Raw genomic sequence first — 24,653 nt, forward strand, 5'->3', positions numbered from 1 at the left:
TGTATAATTATTACTATGATAGTATGTAAAAATTATTGTAGTTTTTAACATTGGATAATTATTAATATAAAAGTATGCAAATATTATTGTAGTTTTAATGATATGTATAATTATTACTATGATAGTAAATAATTACCCATAGTATTTTTAAACATATAATAGTTATTAATATAAAAGTATGCAAATATTATTGTAGTTTTTTACTATCATATAATTTTTACTCTTACAAAAGTATGCAGATACTATTGTAGTTTTATTATATACTAATATATAAACATATGGATTAGCTTATGACTCTTATAATAAGACATAGTTATTATCACAAAAGTATGCAAATATTATTGTAGTTTTTATTTCTAAATACAGATACTAATACAAAGACCTATATATATTATTGCGATTTCTTACATTCATATAATTATTAATTGTAAAAATATGCAGATATTATTGTAGTTTTTATTATTATCTATAGTTATTACTTGTGAAAGTATATAACTATTATCATAATTACTATCATTAAAGTATGCAGATGTTATTGTAGTTTTATTATATACTAATAAAATAGTAGTCTTTAGGTGTATCTACTTTGGTATGCAAAAGTTATTGTAGATTATAAAGATTGAATATTTACAAATTACAATATACAATTAATAATTATAACTAAATATATTATTATGATTTTTTTACATATATTATGTTAATATATAAAATATAAGATACAAATATAAGAAAAAGGTGGTAACTTTGAATAAAGAAAATGCAAGAGAAGATTTTATTTTAATAATGCACGCTATCTATGAGCAAGAAAAATTTAAATTTATAACTCAAAAATATTTTGAAGTGCATATGATTAAATCATACGAATCAATTGATGAAATTGCTACAGTTTTTGAAGATTTTTTATCTACAACAATTTCAGGTAAGTTAGATTTACTAACAACGCCTGCTAAAGCAAAAAAATTGAGGGCTTGGGAAATTTCCTCGACTTGGAGATTAAAACAAAACTGGGTAAAAATGGCATTAGATTCAATGGAGAGCGATAAAGCTGAAGCAAAATTATTAAAAAAAGAATATATAACAATAAAAGAAGAATTCTTAAAAAACAAAGGTAAAATTAAAAGTATGGATTTAGAATCTCCAGAGGAATTACTTTTGATGCGAAAAGAAACATTAAAAGAATGGGCTACAGATAGTTCTTATAATATATCAGACTTTCCATATTTATCTGAAATGTCAGATGCTAAGATTAATTCGGCATTTACGCACGATTTGCTTTTATGCATAACTGAGATACTTAAAGAACAATATAAATTTAATATAAATAATATAGTATTAACTACACCAATTAGTGTAGTTCCAGGAATTTTTCTCCCTACATTACGCCCTAAAAGAAATAAAAATATTGAAATAATTAAAAATGATGATAACTCGTTTGAATCTGGTACTTATGGAGCTAAAAACCACACTGGTTCTCAATTAAATATTTCCTACAAATTTAAGATAGATGAGGAAAATAGCCAAATTGAAAGTTTTAAAATGGAACTGTATAATCTTGAGACAGAAGAAAAAGCATTACCTAAACTATCCCTTGATAAAAGAGATCTTGAGATTATTATTTACATTGAAAGACTTTTTAATTTGGATACTGCATCTTTTTATCTAAGTGATTTACTAAAACACTTAGGGTTAAAGTCTCGCACAAAAGCAAATTATGATAATGTAAAAAATAGACTGTTAAAACTTCCTTATTATTCGATCTATAGTAAATCTACAGATGCGTTTGGACAAGTTAAAGAAATGTCTTTTAACTTTTTTAGCTCAGTTGAAATTTCTCGTAATGAAGGAGATATTAGTAATGAAGGAGATATCGTAAAGGGAAGAGATATTGTAAAGGTAAAAAGATCTGTTTCACCCGATATGGAAAAAATGTCAACTGACATTATGTATGAAAACGAATTGAAAAAAATAAAGTTACAACAATCAATTAATCTTGCTTATTTTCTTGAGGGAAGAAGAAATTATCTAATTAGAAGTGGTGAAGATTTACAAAATAAGAAATATAGATTTACAATTGATCATTTGAAATATGAAGTACATTTGAGTGGGAAAAATAGTCTTAAAAAAAATATGAACTATTTAGAACTTGGTCTTAATGAAATAATGGAGAATCAATTTATCATTAAGGATTATATACGAGGAGAAGACTTCTTTGATGTCATTTTCTATAAAAATAACGAAAAACAAAAATGCTTATTAAATACTATTCTTGGCTCTTTGCCCGATTATATCATTAATAATATAAGAGTAGCTCAATCTTAAGCTACTCTTATATTTGTTTTATTTTAAAAATCCTTGAATTATTTCATACTGACCATTTTTATTTAAATGTATTAAAGACATTATAAAATTCTGATTATAGAATAAAAAATAAGAATATCCAAGTAATTTCATTTGAAGAAAAGCCTCTTCCTCAGACATTGGTTTTAACTTTATTTGTTTTCTTTTTATATCTTCTTTTTTTTGCTTATTAGTAGTTTTAATAACTTTTTTAAAAGGAATATTATTAGAATTAATATTTAAATTCATGTGGTATATTTTATACAATTTTCTTTTTAATCGATTTGTAATTTTTTCTAATGCTGAAAAAAAATCTTCTGAAACTTCATCCATTTTTATGATTTTTTTGTTGTATTCTAATAATAATTCTATCTTATAGCTTGATTTATTTTGTTCAACTGTAATTTTTATATAGTCATTTTCTTTTAAAAATACTTCTAAAAAATTTAGTTTTTGATGAATGGCTAATTCGATATCTTTACTTATTTCTTGGTTATGTTTTTTTATGATTTTTATATCCATAAGTCCTCCTAAAAAAGAAAATATTATTTAAATAATATAATCTCTAACAATTAATAGTATAAATAATATAAATATATTATTTATATATAATATATAAAATAAAATAAAATATAATCAAAAATAATGAATAATCTATTCTTTAATTTTATCTAATGAATATTTAAAAGTATATTCAGATGAAGGATAGAGCTCTATCTCTACTCGTGGGTTTTCTTTGTCTATAAAATCCATAATAATCACAGGTTTTAATAATTTATCATTTTTTATTATTCCACTTTTTTCAATACCATCACAAATGCTCTTTGGATAGTTGTGTATATCTCTATTTCTCTTGTCTGGAAAATATAATTTAATAACTGTCGTCAAATTCTCATTAAATTTAGTAGTTTTGTATTTAGAAGCAGAAATTGCTTTTAACGAACTCCAAGAAACTAATTCTTCATATTCTCTATATTTTGAATACTTCCCTTTAGCTGGCATTATGGGCTGTCCGTTTTTTCCTGAGATTTTAAAATTTGATTTACTAATTGGTCTTCCTGTAACAACTATTTTTAACATTAATTATATCTGTAATATATTATTTTGGGATCTTTTTATGAATCTGTATTTAACTTCAACAGACTCATTTAAGGTTTCTAAATCAAATATATCTCTACCATTACAATAATCACAGTCCACATAGGCGAAGTCATCTTCTCCTAAAGAAAAAACATCTTTCATTTTATTAAATTTCTTTTCGGATATACTAAGTTTAGATTTTTCACAAATACATTTTAAATTATATATTTTTTCTAACATGCCTGAGTCATATAAAAAATCTATAATTTTTATATTGGTTTCATTGGAGGTTTGTAATTCTAAAAAAGAAAAGTTTGGTGTAATTATTTCATTTTCATATTTTGTTAAAAGCTCATCTAATTTAATTTTAATATCCTCATTTAAAAAAACAATGTTATTAATTTCAGGATAATTGTGGACCTTATTTAATTCTGGATAAAATTCTTTAGTTTTTTTAATTAATATTTTTTTAATTTGATTTAGTTTTTCAGGACTAATTCTATTTTTTATGCAATCATATAATTTTTTTAATTCAATATAAGGCAAATAGCTTAATTCCTCTAAATCTATACTTTCATTAAGTTTTTTTACCTCAAAATATTTACTATCAGCCAACTTAGATAAATAAGAAAACTCTTCATTTTTTTCTAAAATTAATTCTATATTTGGGTTCAAATTCCTATACAGTCGCTATTAAAAATATATAGCGATTTTCTCCTTTCAAATTAAAAATATTTATATAATACAAGTTTTTTATAATTATAATAAAACTTTTTATTTAGATTAAAGTAAATGTTTTATCTATAAATAAAGTATAATACTTGCGTTTAATATAGTCAATAAATAAAACGTGTTTTTTATAAACAATATAAAATAATTTATAAAATATATTGACTATATATATAATAAATATAAAAAAATGTATTATACAAATAAATTAAAAAAGAGGGGATTTTTATATGTTAAGATTTTTAGTTTTGGGAGATTGGCATTATTCCAGTAAAACTCCAGGGAGCCGAATAGATAATTTTAAAGAGACAAGACAGAAAAAGACGAAAGAAATAATGGAAATAGCAAATAAATATAAAATAGATGCTTTTTTGGAAATGGGAGATTTCCTTAATTCAGATAGACTATCAGAATCGGAACTTGCTTCTTTAGCTAAAGATTTTAAGTTCTCTCAATTAAATAATAAGGTATTAGAAATGAAAACAGGGGAGACAACTTTTAGAGAAATAGAACAAGAACTAAAAAATACTATTCCTGTTATTGGAACAATAGGGAACCATGAATTAATAGGGAATGAAATTTCTTCTTTAGAAGAGACGTCTTTAAATGTTTTAATTAGTTGTGGAGCTATAACAATTGCAACTAAAGAAAAGCCAGTCATTTTTAAGGATAAAGAAGGTTTTTCTTTAGCAATAACAGGAGCTCCTTATACTCATAACATAGATGGAGAAGATAAATCTGCCTATATTGTTAATAAAAAGTTGGCTGATTTTCACATCCACCTTGTACATGGATACTTAATGCCTAAAAGTTATGGGAAGAAGTTTAAACATACTGTTGTTTCTCAAATAGCTTATACTGAAGCCGATTTGACCATAAATGGACATGACCATATTGGCTATGATGAAATTATTATTAATGGAAGGAAATTTATAAATCCAGGTTCTCCATTTCGATTATCAGCAGAACTTAAAGAAATTAACCGTATGCCAAAAGTTATTTTAATAGAAGTAGATAAAAATGGAATAAATACAAAGCCAATTTTTTTAACATGTGCTAAAAAGGGAAGTGAAGTTTTATCAAGAGAGAAAATAGTTAAAAAAGAAAAAAAATTAGAAAAAATAGAAGATGTAAAAAGCTTAATGAATAAGGCTGAATTAACTAAAGGAATAGATATAGTAGATATAGTAAAAAACATTGCAAAAAATAAAAACATAGATGATAACATAAGAGATCAAGCAGTTAATAATATTGTGGAAAATATAAAACTTATGAAAGTTCCTTTTTCTTCAAAAGGGAAATACACAATAACTGAATTAGAAATTGTTAATTTCGCTTGTTTTAAACATGCAGTGTTTGAATTTTCGGAAGGGTTAAATGTTGTATCTGGAGTAAGTGGTCAAGGCAAATCTGCTGTACTTAGAGCAATAAGAGAAGTATATGATTGTTATATTAAAAATCCAAGAAACCAGATTTTAAGTGGAGAAGACTTTTTTAAAATAACATTATATTTAAGTAATGGATTTGTAATTAGTAGGATAGTAGAAAACAATGAAGATAAAAACGGAAATAAAAGAAAAGGGAAAAATGGATATGAAATATTTAATCCAAACAAAGGTTGTGTAGAATATTTTAATACAAAAGCAATAACAACAGTTCAAGAAATTTTAGGATTTAACAAAGTTAAATTATCTGAGAAAAGTAGTGTTGATGTAAATTTTATTAATCAGGGTGATCCTTGGTTTTTTGTTGGTAAAAATATGTCCTCTACAGATAAAGCGAAATTGGTAGGGAGCTTATATGGAACGCAATATGGAGATGTAGTAGTAAAAGACATGACTTCGAATATAAAAAAAATAAATCTGAAAAAAAATGTGATTGAAAAAGAAATAAGCGAATTAGAAGAAAGAAAAGAAAGCTACAATTATGTTTTTAAATTAGAAGAAAATATCTATAAGGTAGAGAGTATTTTAAATGAGATTAAATTAAAAAAAGAGTTAATAGAGAAGTTATCAAAATTTTCTATGGAGTTAAGAGAAAAAGAAAGAAGTATAAGTGAATTAGAAAAGAAAGTGCTAAAGCTAACTGAAAATAAAGAAAAAATTACAGATATGTTTGAATTGCTAACTAATAAGTTCTTTAAAATAAAAATTCTTGAAGAGAAATCTACTGAACTTACTAAAGTGTTAAAATTAGGAACAGAATTAAGAGGGAAAGTAGAAGCATTAAAAGAAGTTAATAAAGCACATTCATTAATGACCAACCTAAAAGGCTCTTATGAGAAAATAGAATTAGAAGAAAAAAAATTATATGAGTACAAAAAAATTGAAAGTGAAAAAACAAATATATACAAAAAGTATAAATATTTAAAAGATAAATATGATGTTTTATTGGATATGGAAAAACAAATTAATAAAATTAAAGATTTAAATAGAATAAATGAGACAATAAAAGAAAAATCTCAAAGTTTAAAGGATATATATATATTAGAAGAAGAATTAAAAAATATAAAAAATAGAATAGATAAATTTAATTTAATTAAAAATAAATTAAATGGTATTGAAGATGTTGATCTTAAGTTAATTCATTTAAAAGAACAAAAAGAGAAGATAGAAATAATTGAAAAACAAAAAGAAGAATTAAACATAGTATTAAATCAAGGAAAAGAACTTAAACATAATATTGACCAGAAAAAGGAATACCTAATAAATAAAATAGAACTATATAAAAAACTTTTGTTGGAAGTTGAAATATGTCCTATTTGCCATGCTAAAATAGACAAAATAGTAGTAAACTCTATAATTAACAATCTAATTAAATTTTAAAAAAGATACTGACAATAATTTAATTATTGTCAGTATCTTTTTTTTGAAAAATATAAGTAATAAAATTATAGAGATTTATAAACATGCATAATATATTGTAAGAAATTAAAAAAATTAATTTTCTGCCTTAATAATGGGCTTTACTAAGCGTAAAATATTAACTGGAGGTATTTCTAAATGGAATTTTCAATAAGAACTATGAAATTGAAGTTAGTAAAGAAATATGTAAACCCCTAAGTTTATATAGGGTCCCGTATTGCCTGGGGAACCAGGCGATATCCTTAAAAAAGGAATACCTACTTTTGTAGGTATTTTTTATATATTTTTTTATATTTAGATTTTTGCTAAAATATGTTATATTAATTATAAAATATATTGCTTATATAAAATATATTATTAAAAAAGGAGTAGAGAACAATGGGTAAAAAAAATAGAAAAATAAAAATTATTATTATATCTATTTTCCTTTTTTTAATTATATCTCTCATAGCTTCCATTTTTATATATCTTTATTTTAAAAATGACATTAGTAACTATATAGAAAGAGCTTATAGTAAAACTGAAAATATGAATAGGAATTCTTTTAATAACAGAAAAACAACAAAAATATATGATAATAATGGAAAATTATTAAAAGAATTTAAGGTTAGAGAATATGATTATCAAAAATATAAGGATATAAATCCCTACTTATTTAAAGCTTTTATAGCAGTAGAAGACAAACGATTTTACGAACATAATGGAATTGATTTTAAAGCTTTGATTAGGGCAGGAATAGTAATATTAAAAGGAGGAGAACTGCAAGGAGGCTCCACAATAACACAGCAATTAGCTAAAAATATGTTTTTAACTATGGATAGGAATATCTGGAGGAAACTTGAAGAAGCTGTAATAGCTCAAGAAATAGAGAAAAAATTTTCTAAAAGTGATATATTAGAATTTTATGTTAATAATATTAATTTTGGTCATGGTTGTTATTCAGCCGAAACAGCATCAATGTATTATTTTGGGAAAAGTACAAAAGATTTAACATTATCTCAAATAGCTTTATTAGCTGGAATACCAAATAACCCTTCTATATATGACCCTGTATCGAATAAAGAAAATTCTATAAAGCGAAGAAATAGCATAATTGATAAAATGTATAGTTCTAAATTTATAACAGAGAGAGAACAGATAAATGCTAAAAAAGAAGTACTTGAGTTAAATATCCAAAAAAAATATTATGATAATAACATTAATGACTATGCTGTTGAGTATGCAATTCAAAAATCTGTAGAAGAAATTATGAAAGATGATGGTTTTCAATTTAGATATATATATGATAATGAAGAACAAAGAAAAAAATATTTGAATTTATACTCTAAAGAATATAAAAAATGTAGAGAAGAAGTAATTAATGGAGGCTATGAAATTAATACCTGTATTAATTCTGATCTGCAGGATAAACTCCAATCTATTATAGACAAAGAAATGAGTAAGTATAAAAAAATAAATAAGTCTAATAACTTGTACATGAAACAATCTGCGTCTACTGTTATTAATAATGATACAGGAGAGGTAATAGCAATGGTTGGTGGTAGAAGTCAAGATGGTAAATTAAACTCATTTAATAGAGCCTCTATTGGAGCAAGACAACCTGGTTCAACTATGAAACCACTAATTTCATACCTACCTGCATTTGAAAAAGGATATTCCCCAGATGATCAATTTACAGATAAGCCAATTAATAAAGGTCCACTTAATTGGTATAAAGGATATAAAGGAGATATAACATTAAGATATGCCACTGAGATTTCTACAAATACTATACCATTTAGGTTAACCAAACTAAATGGAGCTGAGAAGTCTCTAAAATATTTAGCTAAAATGAATTTTAAATATCTAACTCCAGCAGATAAAACGCCTACTATAGCTTTAGGAGGATTAACAAGAGGAGCAACGACAACTGAAATGGCAAGTGCATATTCCACAATTGCAAGGAATGGAGAATTTATAGAACCTACAAATGTAAAAGAAATTAAAAAAATTACAACTGGAGAAGTTATTTACAAAAATAATAAAAACAAAAAGAGAGTATATGATTCAGGAGCTTCTTACCTAATGACAGATGTTTTAAAAGGCAGTATTGAAAAAGAACATGGGACTTCTCATAAGGCTAAACTTAATAATTATAAATACCAAGCAGGCAAAACAGGAACAACAAATAATAATAAGGATGCATGGTTTTGTGGATATACTCCTTATTTTACAATGTCTGTATGGATCGGAGATGATACACCTTCAAACCAATCTTCTTTAGAGTCTAATTTAGTTAAATCTATATGGAATAAATTCATGAGTGGATTACATGAAGGTAAAAAGGAAGTAGACTTTAAAAAGCCAGAGCAAGTTTATATTGAAAATGGTAAATTAAAAACATTAGGACCTAAAGAATTTGCAATTAAAAAAGAACGATTAAGTCTTGAAAAAGATAGAAAAGATAATGAATCAAAAACTCAAAAAGATAGATTAAAAGAATTAGAATATAGAGTTATATTTGGACTAAGTGAAGATGAAGAACTTATTAGAGAAATAAAAGCAAAAAATGAGATAGAAAGTTTAAGAGAGTATAAACTAATTAATTTAACACAAGTAAAAGAGTTAGATAGAATTCTTTTAAAAGTAAAAAATAGTGTAATGAATGTAAAAAGAAAATCTGTGTATGATGAACTTATGGAGGAATATAGATTTTTAAATAATAATTTTAATGATATTAAAGCTCAGTTAAATAGAGAGAAAAGGGAAGAAGAATATTTTAAAAAACAACGAGAGAGGGAAGAAAGAGAATATCAAGAAAAAATTAAAAACCAAAACAACAATAATGTTCAAGAAAGTGAAGAAAAAGATACAACAAATAAAGATGAAAATTTAAATAATGAATCAGATAATGAAAACATCGACACTGAAGATAGTCAAGAAGATAAAAATAATAATGAAAATAAAAATATAGAAAATGATAATATTGATACTAATGATGATAAAAATAAAATTTAATATATAATGGAGAAAGGAGCTATTTAATGAAGTTCTTTAAAAAGAAAGTCATAGCTATAATTACTTTAGTAGTTATAATCATAGGTTTTGTCTTAGGGGGAGAAGTCAGTAAAAAATCAGAAATATCAGAAGATAATTTACAAGGGTTAATTAGCCAAAATTATAGTATTGAGAATTTAGAAATAAAAAATAACTCTATAGAATTTATAGTAAGAGGAAACTTGCAAATGAATGATATTAAAGATTTTTCTAATGAACTTTATAAGAAAAGTAAAAACTGGGAGCAAAATGAATTAAAAGTATTTTTTGTATCAAAAGATGCAAATACAAAAAATTTAAAAGAAGAATTTTTTGTAACTGGTCTAACAAACAAAGTAATTATAGATAAAAAGAAAGACATGATAAAAATAGGGACTTTTGTAGGTGTTCCTTCGATTGAAAAATCAAGAGAACTTTCTAAATTTAAGGAAACTAATATTAAATATAAAGATAATAATGTAGAGATTAATGTTAGTTTACCAGAAATAAATAGTTTAGAACAAATAGTAAGCCAATCTAAGACTTTTTCTATAATGTTTAGAGACATAAATAAGGATAAAGATATAGATAACATCCAGCTAAACATAAATACTATTAGTAATAATTATATATTCAATACCAAAAATGAAAATGTAATAGAAGTTATAGAAAACATAAAACAGTCTTAACTAAAACAAAAAGTAGAGTATTAATACTCTACTTTTTGTTTTAGTTAATTTTTAGCAGAACTTTTAAAGTTAGTTTTAGAAAGAGTTTTTAAATTTAATGCTAAAAACAACTTCTTTTTCTTAGACCTCAAGACTTTTTAAAATTGAGTTCTTATATAATATTAAATGCACTTTAAATTATACCACTATTTTATTTCTGTGTCTATGTTGGACGACTCTCTTAGTTTAAATGTAGATATAGTATTTCTCATGGATATCTTTGTTTGTTCTTTTTCTATAGGAATTATTTGGGATAGGAAGTCCCAATCATAAGAAAATTTTAATTGTGTGGTAATATTTGTCCCCCTTCCAATAATAGGCATATACAAGTCTGGGGATAATTCATACCCATTAATATAAACTTTCCATTTTTCTTCTGCTATCCCAGCTTTCCCAAGAATATACTTAACATCTTGGTATAATTTTTGGCTTGTAACATAACTATCTAAGTAATTAGAAGGGACTGAAGTTCTAATACCTCCTTGATGCCCAACAACCCTTGAAATGTAAGTTGATGTTGAAGATATGGAATTAAATTTTTTTTGCATATTTTGAAAATCCATAATTCCAGCAATACAAATAAGAAAAATAATTGAAAATATGGCTACCTCTAAAGAAGTAAATCCTTTATTGTTTTTTAGTGTATTTAAATTCATTTTTTAATTATATTCCTACCTTTCTTCATATTTTCATTTGTTAATATTATACAAATTTTAAATATTTAGTATAACTTATATACTTACTAATGCATTAACAAAAAATATGAGAAAATATAAAATATTATTTTTTAATGTTAATTTATGTATTTTTGATATTAAATTAACATTAAAAAATAATATTTTTATTAATAATAAAAAATAATTTAGTATTTATAATAATTTTAAATTATATTTTGTTATTTTATTTTTTTTAAAAAAATAATTTGTTATTTAATGGAATTAAAAAATAAATTGTATTATATAATAAAAAAATATAAAAAGGTTTTTTATTAAAAAGGAGATGGTTAAATTGGCAAGACCACCAGAACTTCCTATTAGGGGTGAAGAGGATTATTTCCAAAAATTAGTTAAGGAAATAAATCCATATCTCCAATCTCTAAACATAGAATTGAATTTTAAAGGCTATAAAAACACAGTAAAAGAATATGGAGAAGTTGACTCTAAGGATTATAATAAGCTATGGGAATTAAGTAGAGATTTTAACATGTGGGGGGAGTATTTTACAAATATGCAAGCAGTAATTGAAAAATTATATTTAGATTCTGAGGTTGCAGAGAAAGAGGTGTTTGCTATTGCATCTGAGATGGCAGACGTGAAATCCGTAAATAGAGGAGATAGATTTGCTAATAGAGAAGCTTCAGTTGTAGAAACGAGAAAAAATAAAAATTCATTGAAAGCTTTTTTAAAAGTAATAGAAAGTAAAATAGACTTTTCTTATAAATGTCACCACCATTGTAAGAATACTTGTAACTGTATAAAGATGCAAAATCCAAATTTTAGTTAATGGGTGATTATGATGAAAAAGTCAAAGAAAATATTAAGAAGACAATTAGAGTTTATAGAAATTTCTAAAAAAGTAGGAAAATTATTTAAAGATAGAAATATATCATTATCTTTTGAAGGATATAAAACAACATTAGAAGAATATCTTAGTTGCAATGAAAATGATTTAGAAAATCTATACCATTTAATAATTGATTCGAATTTATGGAGCCATTATTTTGGAGATCTTATAGGGTTAACAGATAATATTTATTCAGAAAAAATAAGTAAAAATTTTTTTTTAGAAATGGAACATATTACAAAAAAAGAAGAAATTGAAGATTTAAAAATAGAGATTAATTTATTTAAAGTATTTTTAAAACGATTAAAAATACAAAAAAAAATGTTTGATAGAATTCATTACCATTGTTCTAAAATGTATATGGATGCAAATAATAATTTGAATTTTAGAAGTTTTGAATAGCTCTAATAAAAAATCTCTTACTTAGCATTTATGGTAAGAGATTTTTTTATGTAAAATAAGATATTTAATTAATTATTCCCATAAAAAATAGATAGTGTCCTCTTTAAGCATATTTAGTTTTATATTATCAAATAAGTTTTTAATATTATGTATACCCTCTTCACTTTTTACACAGTTACAGTGTTCTGTATAATCACTTTTAATAAAATCATTATAAATAGCATTAAAAGAATTGAAACCGATTTCCACACAATCTTCTTTCTCTATGGAAAAAGAGAAATCAATATAATTTAATAAAATATTAAATTCTGGCTGAAACATTTCAGATTTTAAAACTACAACCCTGTTGTTATTACTAATTTCTGCTGTTATTGAATAATTTAACATCTAAAAATCACTCTCCCCAATACTTTTTGATAAACATACTTTTTATACTTATTTATATAATTATATCATAGTTTATGATTGTTTTTTATTTTATACAAAAAATAATGATGAATTATTAAAAAAATTTAGAATAAGTGTACAATTATTAGATTATATAGTTTAATAATCTATAAATAATAGATTAAATATAAAAAAAATAACCTAAAATGGTAAAAAATGGAAATAATATATACAATAAAAATATCTAATACTTACATTAGATATTTTTATTGAAGAATAAATACTAAATTTTTTATAATGATTGAATTATCTATTTTATTATTTCTTAAGTATAGAAATTTTATTAGTAGATGCATTAAAATTTATACTAAATCCAAATTCTCTAAGTACAGCATTCATTTCAGCATAAATAATATTGTTTTCTAATTTAGAGGAAGTTGTAGTTAATTTTTCAGCACCATTTATTTTTATTTTTTTAGTTCCAATATAGTATTCAGTTATACTATTGTTATCGCTCAAGATAGCTAAATTTTTATTAATTTTAAGTTTAATTTTTAATTCTTTTGCGATTTCTTCAATAGGAAGTTGTATTATACCGTTTTTTAACATAGCTGGATGTTTTAATTTAACTTCTTTATTATTTATAAAAATTTTATCTAAGGAAGAATTTTGTTTTTCATCTTTAAATTTTGGTTCATTGGTTTTATCTTTTTCTTCTATTTTTAAAGAAAGATTATTAAAGGTATTCAATAATCCTTTTATTTCAGCTTCTGAATAGGAGCTTTTTTTATCTTCTACAACCAAAGGTTTACCTTCAGCAATAAATAGTAATTTCTTTTTATCTTCAATCAAGTAACCATTTTTTATTTTTAATGCAATTTGATTTAATACATCTCTAACTTGATTATAAGTTACAGTTTTATTTAAATTTACATTTATGCCAGAATCATAATAATAGATATTTTTATCATTTTTATTTAATGTAAACTTTAAAGTAAGATTACTTTCTTTATTTAACTCATTTTCATTTAAGCTTTGCCAAACATTTAAAGCTAAATCTCCATTATGGTTTCTATTCCATACTTCTCCCGTTACTATGTTAGAATTAAATATGTTGCAAAACCCATTTTGAGCTTTAGTTTTCTTTTTGTTTACGATATTTCCATTTAAGTCATAGATTGTAGTTATTTTAGTGCAACTATTATTTTCTTTTACATATTCATCAGAAGTTAAATCAGAAGAATTTCCTGGAGTTAAACCATTATCTAAGCTTGGATCATAATTATCAGGTGTACCATTATTATTGTTACCACCAGGATTAAATTCATCATCTGGAATTTTATCTGGTATATAAATAGGAGGCTCATCTTTATTAGGATTATCGTCTCCATCTGGTTTTGTAGGTTCGATACTTGAAGGTAGTTCATCCTCTGGGATTTTACCTGTTTCTTCTGTTGGAGTAAAATTTTGTAGTTCAATAAACATAGAAGCTCCACCTTTTAATATTTTATTAGTTCTCTCATCTTTAAAATAATCTGATAACTGATATCCTATGTATAGCCCATATTTATCAAGGAAAAAAGAATATTTGTCATTACTGTTTAATCTTTTTACAGAAGATAGGTACATCTCATCCATAAATTTTATAAAAAGTTCATTTCTTTCGCTCCCATTAGTATTAACAAAAGCTAAATAAATAAGTTGAAAGAAAATATAATCAAATTGATCATAGTCTTTATGTTTTTGTATTTCTGAGTCTTCTAAATTTGTATGTAGATTTACAGACATATTAAATATATCTATTAATAAACTCTTACTAAAATCTAAATTTAATTTATCTAAAGACTCTAAAATTCTATCAAGGTCCTGCATTGTATCTGGATTAAACACAACTGGTATAATATCTTTTTTATTTGGACTTATTAAACTATTATTTGTACTTTCTTTTCTTGTTATATTATTTTTATAATTAGCTTTATTTACCGCAAATGAAGTAGTTGGGACAACTTGAATTAAAATTAGCCCTATCGAAATTGCGGATATTAATTTTTTATGCATAACTTAGCCCCTTTCTTATTTTTAATATTACATACTATACAAAAGATACTTCTTTTATAACATTCACTTGAATATCTAAAAAATATTACCATTGTACAAGGTTTATTTATTATAAATATAATTATTGTGTAATATATAGAGTTCATGGACAAATGTTGTATATTTTACCCCTCTAAATATATGACATCAAAAAAATACCTATTAATTACTGTAAAAAGTATTAATAGGTATTTTTATCTTAATAAGAGTTCACATGTATTTTTTCATTACAAATTGGGCATTTTTTATTTCTATTTATTATATCTATTGGTTTTGCTAAAAATAAGTTATCGCATTCTTTACATAAAAACTTTGTATATGTTAATAAGTTTACATAATCAGAGACAAGTACATATCTGTTAAGATTATTTTTTAATAATAAATAGTTAATGAAAGTATATTTAATGTTATTTTTATCTTCAAGATTAAGAAAAGCTTCTTTTTCTAAAATAAAAACTTCTTTTGAACTTTTTTCAAACACACTAAATTGATTTTCTTCCATATCTAATACTATTAATTCCTTATTAGAAAAATCATAAATATCTTTTTTAAAAATATCTTCTTGTGATAGAGTATTATTTTTATTAAGTTGTTTTAAATAATCTTCTTGAGAACAAACTTTGCATTTCTCTTTAAATTCTAAAAAATAAGGTGCTGTTTTAAACTTAAATCCACATTTAGAATGTAAAATCTCAACTTCTCCATAAAACCCATTATAATTACTCGTTAGAATATATTCATCTGAAAAATTTTCAAATATCCTTTTTTGTAATCTTTCAGTTTTCTTTTTTGTTAAACAATGCTGACATCTTTTACCAGAAATAAATTCATGAGGAGTAACTAAAAACTCCTTATTACATTTTGTATGCTTCATTAAAATGTTTTCACTTGCTGAAATAAATCTGCCTGTTACTTCATACTCATTCCCTGTAAGCTCTAATACCTTCTCTTTAAATCTTGACGATGTATTAATAGGTTTACAAAATTTACAATAATAATCTTTTGTTATATCTGAAGGTTTTATACAAGAGACTTTCTTACATGATTTATGCATTAACATTATAGGCTTATTATAATCTGTAACAGGTTCTAATAATTCATATTTATAATCAAAAAAAAGTAGTAGCTCCTTATTTAATTTATCAGTCAAATAAATTGAATTGCATTTAAAGCATATATATGAATTATTAATTAAAAATTTATAGTTAGTACGACATACGGAATAGCAAGTTTTATGAATTAATATTATTTCATCTTCTAAATTTAGAAGAATATTAATAAAAATATATTCATTTGAAAATTTTGTATATATTATTCTTTGTATAATATCAAAACTGTCAATTGTTTTAATGTGCTTTTCTTTAGAGCTTTTTTTCTTAAATCTATTAAAAAAGTTTTTTATCCCCAATCAAATCACCCTTTATAAAAAATAACTATTTAAATCTATTCGCCAAATTATAGTGTTAACCTTTTTTAATTTAGAAGATAAAAATATATTTTGCATATCTATTATTACATTGTTTCTTATATTAATGTAAACATTTTATATAATGAATTAGATACAATAACAAACAATGAAAGGAGACATTAATGAAAAAATTTATACCATCAATTATAATTGTTTTATCTATAGTATTTTTAGAGGTAAATATTAATAATACCTCAGCTTATAACATAAATCAAATATCAATTATTTTAAACATCCTTATATTCCCTATTTTATTCTTTATACAAGGCCTCATAGTACAAAAAGAGAATTTAAATGAAAGTTTTTTGATTTTCCCTTTTGTAGCTTATATATCTCTATTAATTATTTCTTTAGAATATAAAAATCTTATATTTTTATTAATATATTTTTCTTTTATAAAGCTTGGTTGTTTTTTAGGAGAATGGATTTCTAATAATAAATAGAAATACGTTTTTTTATAAAAAATAAATTCGTGATTTACGTTGACTATAAACAACAAAAAGTATATATTTATATTAAAAATAAAAAGAAAAAATAAAAAGGAGAAAATAATGATTGATATTATGGTTGTTGTATTTACATTGGTAATTTGTATATTTTTAGGGATTATTCTAATTGGACCAAGGATTATAGGAAGTGGAGAAATAGGAATTGTTGAAAAAAAATTCTCAAAGAACTTTTTAAAAGAAGGTGAACTTATAGCCTTAAATGGAGAAGCTGGTTTTCAAGCAGATATTCTTAGAACAGGATTACATTTTAAGAATAGACTTTTTTACAAAGTTCATAAAAAGCCATTAGTTACAATAAAACAAGGACAGATTGGTTATGTTTTTGCTCGTTCAGGTGAAAGTTTAAAAAATGGGCAAATATTAGGTAGAGCAGTGTCATGCAATGATTTTCAAGATACAAAAACATTCTTGAAAAATGGAGGTCAAAAAGGACCTCAAAGAGTTGTTTTAAGAGAAGGAACATATGCTTTTAATTTAGCTGAATTTATAATCTTAACAAAAAATGAAACTTATTTTTTAAATATAGGAGATAAAAAAGAAATCGAAGACATTAAAAAAATGAAAGATGAATTAATTAAGAAAAATGGTTTTGATCCAATAGTCATTGATGATAAAGAAGATAATCTTGGCATTGTAGTAACTAAAGAAGGAAAAGCATTGAAGCAAGGAGATCTAATTGCACCAATAGTTGGAGATGATGAAAATAATCCTGACTTATACCACAATTCTTTTCAAGATATAGAAGCATTTTTAAAAGCTGGAGGATATAAGGGTAGACAATATGAAGTATTAACAGAAGGGGTGTATGTAATAAATCGTCTTTTTGCATCAATCGAAATTGTACCCAAGCAAGAAATAGAAATAAGTTCAGTTGGGGTAGTTTGTTCTTATATTGGACAAAAAGGAGAAGATGTTTCTGGCAAATCTTACACTCATGGAGAGTTAGTAGAAGATGGATGCAGAGGGATACTTAAAAATCCTTTAATGCCAGGCAAATATGCTTTTAATATTTATTCTGGTTCAATTGAAAAGATTCCAACAGATAACTTTGCATTAAAGTGGAGAGGCGATGAATGTGGCCAATACGAATATGATAGACATCTAAAAGAATTATCTGTCATTACTAAAGATGGATTTAAACCTTTATTACCACTTTCTGTAGTAGTTCATATAGATTATAAAAAAGCTCCACTTGTAATACAAAGATTTGGTTCAGTACAAAAGTTGGTTGATCAGACTTTAGACCCTATTATATCTGCTTATTTTAAACAAGTTGCAGAGACAAAAACTTTTTTAGAATTACTACAAAATAAAACAGAGATAAGTCAAGAATCATATAAAATAATGAAAGAAGAATTTCAAAAATTTAATTTAGAATTAGAAGAAGTTTTAATAGATACTCCTAAAGCCAATGGGGATGAAAGGATATTAGCTCTTATAGAACAGTTAGCAGATAGACAATTAGCAAAAGAGCAAGTTGAAACATATGAGGCTAAAAAAACAGCATCTGCAAAAGAAAGAGAATATAGAGAACTACAATCTAAAATAAATGAACAAGATAATCTAACAAGTTCAGAAATCCACATTAGTATAGAAAAAAATAATGCAGAAGCAGAAAAAGCAGTAGCAGAGATAAAAGCAACACAAAATAAAATAGAAGCAGATTCAAAACTATATATTAAAGAAAAAGAAGTAGAAGCCGAGACATATAGAATTTCAGAAAAAGCAAAGGCAGAAGCAGAAAGTATTAAAGCGTTAGCAGAAGCAGAAGCACAAAAAGAAGAAAAAGTAGGTAAAGCTATAGCTTCTGCCAATAGAGAAAAAGCAAATGCTTATGGTAGCGCTGAGCTTCTAATAAAAAAAGAAGTTGCTATAAAATTTGCAGAAGCTATAAAAGATGGCAATATTGATATAGTTCCTAAAAATATTATAACAAATGATCCAAATAAAGGTTCATCTAATGTTTTAGATAATATTCTTCAATTATGTACAATTAAAAAAATGGAAAATTTCGAACCTTTAAAATGTAAAGAAAAGACAGATGTTCAAGAAAGCCTAAATGAAGCAAAGACAAAAATTAATGAAAATGATTTAATATAACAGGCAAGGGGTTAATATGTTCTTAACTAAATATAAAGAAATGATGAGTTTTAAGCTTTATAAAAAAAATAAAATAATAAAGGAGTTAATAAATAATATAAAAGAAGCTGTAGATATAAATAAATCTATATTAATTTGTAATAAAAATCAAATTGAATTTGAATATGAAGGTTATATATATACAATTGATAAATTTTTAAATAGTAAGATTTTACAAGAATATTATAAGAAAGAATATTATAAAAAAAATTCTTCTCTTTATAATGATTTGTTCGAGGAAATTTTTTGTTTTGATGATAGTACAATAGGAGTAAGAATTGTAAAAAAAGAAAAAATGGCATTAAGTTTATTTTCGAAGTTATATAGAGATGAAAATGTTAAATTCTTAGAAGTATACTCTAAAGACTTTGTTGAGAATAAAAAAAGAATATTGATGAAAAATTATAATATGTGAATATTGTTATAAAATAGAAATTTTATTGTTTATATAAAATATTTTAATGAGAAAAATATATAATAAATAAAAAAGTATTTAAAAATAAAAAAATGGAGGACAGGAAATGTTTGATATGAAAGGTTTTTTAGAAAATGATAATATTAACCTAAGAATAAATAGTTCAAGTAAGGAAGGCCAAAGTTCAGTATTTTTAAAAGTTCAGTCAGAACAGAATCGTATTTTTTACCTATTTAAACAAGAGAATGAAAAATATTTTAATCCATTTAAAGAAAAAAAATTTGTTGGAGTATATGATTCAGAAGAGAATATATTTTTTGAGGTTTCTAAAGGTTTAGTTAAAAAGAATTTAAATGAAATTGATTTTAGAGATGTAAAAATAGAACAGTTGGAAACTGTTTATAGAAAAATTATTAATGATATAAAAGAAGAGATTGTAAAGACGATAAATAAAGATGAAAATTATTTTATTGATAATTTACTTGTAAATACTGTAGTAGATAATGTGAGCTTAATGATAAAACAAAATGCAAGAGAGAAGGCTTTTGAATTATATATAAAAGATATAGAACCATTTGAAAATGAATTTATTGATCTAAAAGAAATAGATATCTTGTATAAAGATAATATATCCATTCTTTTGGCATATCTTAAAGATAAAGACAAAGTTATAAGGATAGAAGCAAATAAAATTATATACAAAAATGCTGAATCCTTCTATGAACAACTTTTATCTTATAAAGAAAGACAAAAAGAGCTAAATAGATTAAGAGTCGCCAATCTTTATATAGATGAAAAGAATCTTTTAAAATGTATTTGTGAAAGACAAATGAAGACTTTAAACATAATTGTAAGAAGTGAGCAAGGAAATATTGAATTAAAAATAGATAATAATTTATCTTATAATAGACCTTATATATTAACAAGTGATATTAGAGAAAGTGAAGATAAAAAAGAATATTTAAGAACGAATAAAGGTGATAGAATAGATTTAAAAAATATTCTTTATATAAAATATCATGGTCAGGTAATATATAATAAATAATTTTTTAATATAACTTGATAAGAAAAAGACTACTTTTAATTAGAGGTAGTCTTTTTCTTATATTTAATAAAGTTATTAATTATACAAAATCTACATGGAATCTATAATAAATAAAACATAAGTTTATATAAATAATTAATAAAAAGGAGAGAAGTAAAATGAATGACTTTGATAAAGTAAGTAGGTTCAGTAGTTACTTAAAATTTGCACAAATGCAACCTTTTGAAATGTGTTTAATGGCAGTAAGACAAGATGGGACGTTACTTAAAGATATAAGATGGAATGAAGTTAATTTCTCGGATCAGGAAAGATATGAACTGTATTTAGAAGCAGTAAAACAAAATGGGTTAGTTTTAGGAGTTATAGATTTTAATAATTTAAAAAGAGCTCAGATATATGAATTGTGTTTAGAGGCAGTAAAACAAAATGGTTTTTCTATATTTAGTATAAAATGGGAAGAATTTAATTTTACAGTAGAAGAAAAAAGAACTATATGTTTAGAAACTGTTAAGCAAAATAAAGAAATATTCAGCTATTTTAATTGGGACAAAATAAATATAAATAATGAAGATAAAAAAATAATATAATATTTCATTTTAAAAATACCTTTAATTAAATTAAAGGTATTTTTAATGTGTTTTACATGTTTATATAATAAAAAAAACTTTTAAAAATATAATAAAAAAATAATAAAAAAGGAGGTATCTACTTGAATATAATTAAGTAGAAAATTTATCATGATAAATAAGAGAAAATTTACAATTAAGATTATTGTTGTTACAGTTTTATTGTCCTTGTGTAGCACTTTTAAGTCTGATGCTTACAGGGACAATGAGATAAAAGGATTAGAGATTGACCATTTAAGAAATGAAGCCTTCGATTATAGTACTTTTATACAATTTGATGGAGTAAACTGTGATAGGCAATTTAAGTTATATAAATATCTTAATGTAATTCCAGAAAAGCTTATAGAAAGCTTTATCGAAAATGATATGAAGATAGAAATAACGAACAGATCACTTCAAGAAAGATTCCTAAGTGATTCTCCATTAGCTGGAGTTTTCTTTGAGGATACAATATATCTAAGCAATATTAAAGATTGGGATGAACAATCTTTAATACATGAATTTGGTCATTTTGTAGATAAAATATCTGGTGAAGATAATTTCTTTAATATATACACAGAAGAAAAAAACAATTTAGTTTTAGATGAAAATAAGGATATAAACTATTACTTGAAAAACCAACATGAATATTTCGCTCAAGTGTTTGAGGAGTATTTACTTAATCCCAAAAGATTATTAAAAAATAATCCTAAGACTTATAAGTATGTGGAACTTTGTATCAATAGAATTTAAAAATAAAAATGTAAACAACCTCTTTTTTTGATAATATAAAAAAGAGGTTGTTTATTTTATAATTTCACTAATTATAATAAATATGAATTTTGAATATAATAATTAAATTTAAAAAGTTTTTATATAAATAAAATGAAGAGAGGTAGAGCTAAGCTATGAGTAAAAACAATAATGCTTGGGTTATAAGATTATTAGCAAGTTCAAGAGATCAAACAGAAGAAATGTGTTTAGACGCTGTTAGTATTTATGGAAAAGCTTTACAATTTGCAGACAACCAAACGTATTTAGTATGCTTAAAAGCTATTGAACAAGATAAAGATGCTATAGAGTGTATAAGATGGGAAGAAGTTGACTTTACAGAAGAAGAAATAAAGAAATTAAACATACTATCAGGTAAATAATATTTAGGAGGATTGAATTATATGAATAGTAAAAATTTTGAAAACTATTTAGAAAGAATTACAGAACAAAAAGAAAGTTTAAGAATTGTAGATGTTGGCAAATTAGATTTAACTAAAGAGCAAGCCTTTATTTTATATTTAAGTGCTGTAAAGAACGATGGTTTAGAATTGAAATATATTGACTTTAAAAAATATGCTTTATCAGATATAGATATTAAGCAGATATGCATAGAGGCAGTTAAAAAACATGGCTATGCACTGGAGTATATAAAGTTTAATGAACTTAATTTATCAGCTAAAGAAATAGAAGAAATATGTATAGAAGCAGTAAGACAAAATGCATTTTCTGTAAAAGTTATAGATTTTAATGAGTTAAATTTATCAGATAAACAGATTTATAATATACTCACTGAAGCAGTAAAACAGAATGGATATGTTTTAGCAGATATAAAAAAACAGGATTATAATTTATGTTTAATAGCAGTAAGACAGCAGGGGTTATCTTTACAATATGCAAAATTTGACTCATTTTATATTACAGATGAACAAAAGAATAAACTTTATATAGAAGCTGTTAAACAAGATGTTTCAGCTTTGCTTTTTATAGAAAATAAAACAGAAGAAATCTATAAAGAAGCAGTCAAGAATGATGGATTAGCTTTAATCTATATAAAAGAGCAAACAGAAGAAATGTGTTTAATAGCAGTAAAACAAAATGGTTTGGCTTTGGAGTATGTAAATAACCAGACAGAAAATATCTGTCTGGAGGCAGTAAAAAGGAATGGATTAGCTTTAAAGTATGTAAACAATCAGTTCGATAAAATTTGTATAGAAGCCTTAAAGGAATATGGATTAGCTTTAAAATATGTGGAAAAACAAACAGAAGAAATGTGTTTAATAGCAGTAAAACAAGATAGTAAAGCTTTAGAATTTGTAAAAGAGCAGAACAATGAAATATGCAAAGAAGCTGTCAGACAAAATGGATTAGCTTTAAAGTATGTGGAAAAACAAACAGAAGAGATATGTTTAATAGCAGTAAAACAAGATGGTAAAGCTTTAGAATTTGTAAAAGAGCAGAACAATGAAATATGTATTGAAGCAGTAAGAGAATGTGGATTAGCTTTAAAGTATGTGGAAAAACAAACAGAAGAGATATGTTTAGAGGCAGTAAGACAAGATGGATTTGCAATTAGAGATGTAAAAAATCAAACAGAAGAAATTTGTCTTGAAGCAGTAAGACAAAAAGGATGGTATTTAATGTATGTAAAAGAACAAACAAAAGAGATTTGTCTTGAAGCTACTAAAAATGACAAAAGAGCTTTTCAATACGTAAAATTAAGTTTATAAAAAAATAAATCAAAGTATGAAGGAGCAAGAGACGTATTCTAAATTAGATGATAAGTGGTACTTAATATTTGAGTGTAGTGAGGTAATCAAGAAAGAAGATTTTTATCACTGATAGGCGAAATACTCCATCCTCAACGTAAGTAGGGTGGAGATTAAAGCCTGTAATATAAAAAACTAAAGGAGGTGAAGAAATGATACAGATGAAAGCTTTTAAATTTAGAATATATCCAAATCAAATTCAAAAAGAAATAATAGAAAAATCTTTTGGGTGTTCGAGGTTTGTGTATAATCACATGTTAGCACTTCAAAAAGAAAAATATGAAAATAAAGGTGAGTCATATTCAAAGTATGAATTAATTAAAAAACTTCCATCGCTTAAAAAAGAATATGAATGGCTTAAAGAAATTGATTCAACCAGTTTACAAGCTACTATTGATGATTTAGATAGTGCATATAAAAACTTCTTTAGAAAGATTAAAAAAGGAAATAAACAAGGTTTTCCAAAATTCAAAAGTAAAAGAAATCATAAAAGAAGTTTTGAAAGTAAATGGGTGAACAATAATATAACTATTAAGGATAACCTAATTAAACTACCAAAATTAAAATGGGTTAAGGCTAAAGTGACTCAAAATATAAATGGTAGAATATTAAATGCTACTGTATCAAAAACACCTACAAGTAAATATTTTGTTAGTATATGTTGTGAAGTTGACATAAAACAATTAGAAGAATCTAATAAGTATATTGGCATAGATTTAGGCTTAAAAGA

The 24,653-nt window shown here is 24.1% G+C and carries 21 protein-coding genes; 14 read left to right on the top strand and 7 right to left on the bottom strand.

The window, feature by feature from the left end:
* The first annotated feature begins 735 nt into the window (after positions 1–735).
* Positions 736–2,319: a hypothetical protein gene (locus IC214_RS20190; RefSeq protein ID WP_227825020.1), complete on the top strand. Its 1,584-nt coding sequence runs from the start codon at positions 736–738 to the stop codon at positions 2,317–2,319.
* A gap of 18 nt (positions 2,320–2,337) precedes the next feature.
* Here IC214_RS20190 and IC214_RS20195 read toward each other — a convergent pair whose 3' ends face one another.
* From IC214_RS20195 to IC214_RS20205, 3 genes are all read right to left on the bottom strand, one after another.
* Complete coding sequence (locus IC214_RS20195) at positions 2,338–2,859, bottom strand: HPF/RaiA family ribosome-associated protein (RefSeq protein ID WP_227825021.1); 522 nt, start codon at positions 2,857–2,859, stop codon at positions 2,338–2,340.
* A gap of 132 nt (positions 2,860–2,991) precedes the next feature.
* Positions 2,992–3,417 carry a RusA family crossover junction endodeoxyribonuclease gene (locus IC214_RS20200; protein ID WP_227825022.1) on the bottom strand — a complete coding sequence of 142 codons (426 nt, stop codon included), beginning with the start codon at positions 3,415–3,417 and terminating at the stop codon, positions 2,992–2,994.
* 3 nt (positions 3,418–3,420) lie between these two features.
* The gene (locus IC214_RS20205; protein ID WP_227825023.1) at positions 3,421–4,092 is read right to left on the bottom strand and encodes a hypothetical protein; all 672 of its coding nucleotides are present in this window, start codon (positions 4,090–4,092) and stop codon (positions 3,421–3,423) included.
* Positions 4,093–4,376: 284 nt separating this feature from the next.
* Between IC214_RS20205 and IC214_RS20210 the strand changes: the two genes are divergently transcribed.
* The 3 genes from IC214_RS20210 to IC214_RS20220 all read left to right on the top strand — a co-directional run bounded on the left by IC214_RS20210 (position 4,377) and on the right by IC214_RS20220 (position 10,714).
* Entirely contained in the window at positions 4,377–6,971 is a 2,595-nt protein-coding gene (locus IC214_RS20210) for an AAA family ATPase (RefSeq protein ID WP_227825024.1), read from the top strand.
* 567 nt (positions 6,972–7,538) lie between these two features.
* A complete protein-coding gene (locus tag IC214_RS20215) occupies positions 7,539–10,007 on the top strand; it encodes a transglycosylase domain-containing protein (RefSeq protein WP_227845354.1) in 2,469 nt (822 codons plus the stop codon).
* A gap of 26 nt (positions 10,008–10,033) precedes the next feature.
* A complete protein-coding gene (locus tag IC214_RS20220; RefSeq protein ID WP_227825026.1) occupies positions 10,034–10,714 on the top strand; it encodes a hypothetical protein in 681 nt (226 codons plus the stop codon).
* 185 nt (positions 10,715–10,899) lie between these two features.
* On the opposite strand, the gene IC214_RS20225 is transcribed toward IC214_RS20220, so the two are convergent.
* Positions 10,900–11,316, bottom strand: a complete 417-nt coding sequence (locus tag IC214_RS20225; protein WP_227866939.1) for a hypothetical protein — start codon at positions 11,314–11,316, stop codon at positions 10,900–10,902.
* A 436-nt stretch (positions 11,317–11,752) separates the two neighbouring features.
* Here IC214_RS20225 and IC214_RS20230 point away from each other — a divergent pair, with 436 nt between their 5' ends.
* A complete protein-coding gene (locus IC214_RS20230) occupies positions 11,753–12,256 on the top strand; it encodes a hypothetical protein (protein WP_227825028.1) in 504 nt (167 codons plus the stop codon).
* Positions 12,257–12,268: 12 nt separating this feature from the next.
* Positions 12,269–12,718, top strand: a complete 450-nt coding sequence (locus tag IC214_RS20235) for a hypothetical protein (protein ID WP_227825029.1) — start codon at positions 12,269–12,271, stop codon at positions 12,716–12,718.
* 72 nt (positions 12,719–12,790) lie between these two features.
* Here the strand turns inward: IC214_RS20235 and IC214_RS20240 are convergent, their stop codons facing one another.
* From IC214_RS20240 to IC214_RS20250, 3 genes are all read right to left on the bottom strand, one after another.
* A complete protein-coding gene (locus IC214_RS20240; protein WP_227825030.1) occupies positions 12,791–13,105 on the bottom strand; it encodes a hypothetical protein in 315 nt (104 codons plus the stop codon).
* 318 nt (positions 13,106–13,423) lie between these two features.
* Positions 13,424–15,163: a stalk domain-containing protein gene (locus tag IC214_RS20245; RefSeq protein ID WP_227825031.1), complete on the bottom strand. Its 1,740-nt coding sequence runs from the start codon at positions 15,161–15,163 to the stop codon at positions 13,424–13,426.
* A gap of 238 nt (positions 15,164–15,401) precedes the next feature.
* Positions 15,402–16,352, bottom strand: coding sequence for a hypothetical protein (locus tag IC214_RS20250; RefSeq protein ID WP_227866940.1), 951 nt, complete (start codon positions 16,350–16,352; stop codon positions 15,402–15,404).
* Between the two features lie 869 nt (positions 16,353–17,221).
* Between IC214_RS20250 and IC214_RS20255 the strand changes: the two genes are divergently transcribed.
* The 8 genes from IC214_RS20255 to IC214_RS20290 all read left to right on the top strand — a co-directional run.
* Positions 17,222–19,279, top strand: coding sequence for an SPFH domain-containing protein (locus IC214_RS20255; protein ID WP_227825033.1), 2,058 nt, complete (start codon positions 17,222–17,224; stop codon positions 19,277–19,279).
* A 16-nt stretch (positions 19,280–19,295) separates the two neighbouring features.
* Positions 19,296–19,733, top strand: a complete 438-nt coding sequence (locus IC214_RS20260) for a hypothetical protein (protein ID WP_227825034.1) — start codon at positions 19,296–19,298, stop codon at positions 19,731–19,733.
* Between the two features lie 106 nt (positions 19,734–19,839).
* Positions 19,840–20,778, top strand: a complete 939-nt coding sequence (locus IC214_RS20265) for a hypothetical protein (RefSeq protein WP_227825035.1) — start codon at positions 19,840–19,842, stop codon at positions 20,776–20,778.
* A gap of 158 nt (positions 20,779–20,936) precedes the next feature.
* The gene (locus tag IC214_RS20270) at positions 20,937–21,365 is read left to right on the top strand and encodes a hypothetical protein (protein ID WP_227825036.1); all 429 of its coding nucleotides are present in this window, start codon (positions 20,937–20,939) and stop codon (positions 21,363–21,365) included.
* Positions 21,366–21,515: 150 nt separating this feature from the next.
* Positions 21,516–22,136, top strand: coding sequence for an anthrax toxin lethal factor-related metalloendopeptidase (locus IC214_RS20275; RefSeq protein WP_227825037.1), 621 nt, complete (start codon positions 21,516–21,518; stop codon positions 22,134–22,136).
* A 155-nt stretch (positions 22,137–22,291) separates the two neighbouring features.
* A complete protein-coding gene (locus tag IC214_RS20280) occupies positions 22,292–22,537 on the top strand; it encodes a hypothetical protein (RefSeq protein ID WP_227825038.1) in 246 nt (81 codons plus the stop codon).
* A 21-nt stretch (positions 22,538–22,558) separates the two neighbouring features.
* The gene (locus tag IC214_RS20285; protein WP_227825039.1) at positions 22,559–23,884 is read left to right on the top strand and encodes a DUF4116 domain-containing protein; all 1,326 of its coding nucleotides are present in this window, start codon (positions 22,559–22,561) and stop codon (positions 23,882–23,884) included.
* 191 nt (positions 23,885–24,075) lie between these two features.
* Positions 24,076–24,653: transposase (locus tag IC214_RS20290; RefSeq protein ID WP_227825040.1), on the top strand; the 578-nt coding region annotated here is incomplete at its 3' end.

Origin of the sequence: Clostridioides sp. ES-S-0190-01 (genome assembly GCF_020658275.1) — a bacterium.
Lineage (GTDB): Bacteria > Bacillota > Clostridia > Peptostreptococcales > Peptostreptococcaceae > Clostridioides.

Coding starts and splice junctions, on each gene's coding strand:
- IC214_RS20275 (WP_227825037.1), top strand. CDS start 21,516: ATGATAAATAAGAGAAAATTTACAATTAAGATTATTGTTGTTACAGTT.
- IC214_RS20195 (WP_227825021.1), bottom strand. CDS start 2,859: ATGGATATAAAAATCATAAAAAAACATAACCAAGAAATAAGTAAAGAT.
- IC214_RS20255 (WP_227825033.1), top strand. CDS start 17,222: ATGATTGATATTATGGTTGTTGTATTTACATTGGTAATTTGTATATTT.
- IC214_RS20240 (WP_227825030.1), bottom strand. CDS start 13,105: ATGTTAAATTATTCAATAACAGCAGAAATTAGTAATAACAACAGGGTT.
- IC214_RS20260 (WP_227825034.1), top strand. CDS start 19,296: ATGTTCTTAACTAAATATAAAGAAATGATGAGTTTTAAGCTTTATAAA.
- IC214_RS20215 (WP_227845354.1), top strand. CDS start 7,539: ATGAATAGGAATTCTTTTAATAACAGAAAAACAACAAAAATATATGAT.
- IC214_RS20235 (WP_227825029.1), top strand. CDS start 12,269: ATGAAAAAGTCAAAGAAAATATTAAGAAGACAATTAGAGTTTATAGAA.
- IC214_RS20285 (WP_227825039.1), top strand. CDS start 22,559: ATGAATAGTAAAAATTTTGAAAACTATTTAGAAAGAATTACAGAACAA.
- IC214_RS20225 (WP_227866939.1), bottom strand. CDS start 11,316: ATGGATTTTCAAAATATGCAAAAAAAATTTAATTCCATATCTTCAACA.
- IC214_RS20245 (WP_227825031.1), bottom strand. CDS start 15,163: ATGCATAAAAAATTAATATCCGCAATTTCGATAGGGCTAATTTTAATT.
- IC214_RS20210 (WP_227825024.1), top strand. CDS start 4,377: ATGTTAAGATTTTTAGTTTTGGGAGATTGGCATTATTCCAGTAAAACT.
- IC214_RS20220 (WP_227825026.1), top strand. CDS start 10,034: ATGAAGTTCTTTAAAAAGAAAGTCATAGCTATAATTACTTTAGTAGTT.
- IC214_RS20265 (WP_227825035.1), top strand. CDS start 19,840: ATGTTTGATATGAAAGGTTTTTTAGAAAATGATAATATTAACCTAAGA.
- IC214_RS20200 (WP_227825022.1), bottom strand. CDS start 3,417: ATGTTAAAAATAGTTGTTACAGGAAGACCAATTAGTAAATCAAATTTT.
- IC214_RS20280 (WP_227825038.1), top strand. CDS start 22,292: ATGAGTAAAAACAATAATGCTTGGGTTATAAGATTATTAGCAAGTTCA.
- IC214_RS20270 (WP_227825036.1), top strand. CDS start 20,937: ATGAATGACTTTGATAAAGTAAGTAGGTTCAGTAGTTACTTAAAATTT.
- IC214_RS20230 (WP_227825028.1), top strand. CDS start 11,753: ATGGTTAAATTGGCAAGACCACCAGAACTTCCTATTAGGGGTGAAGAG.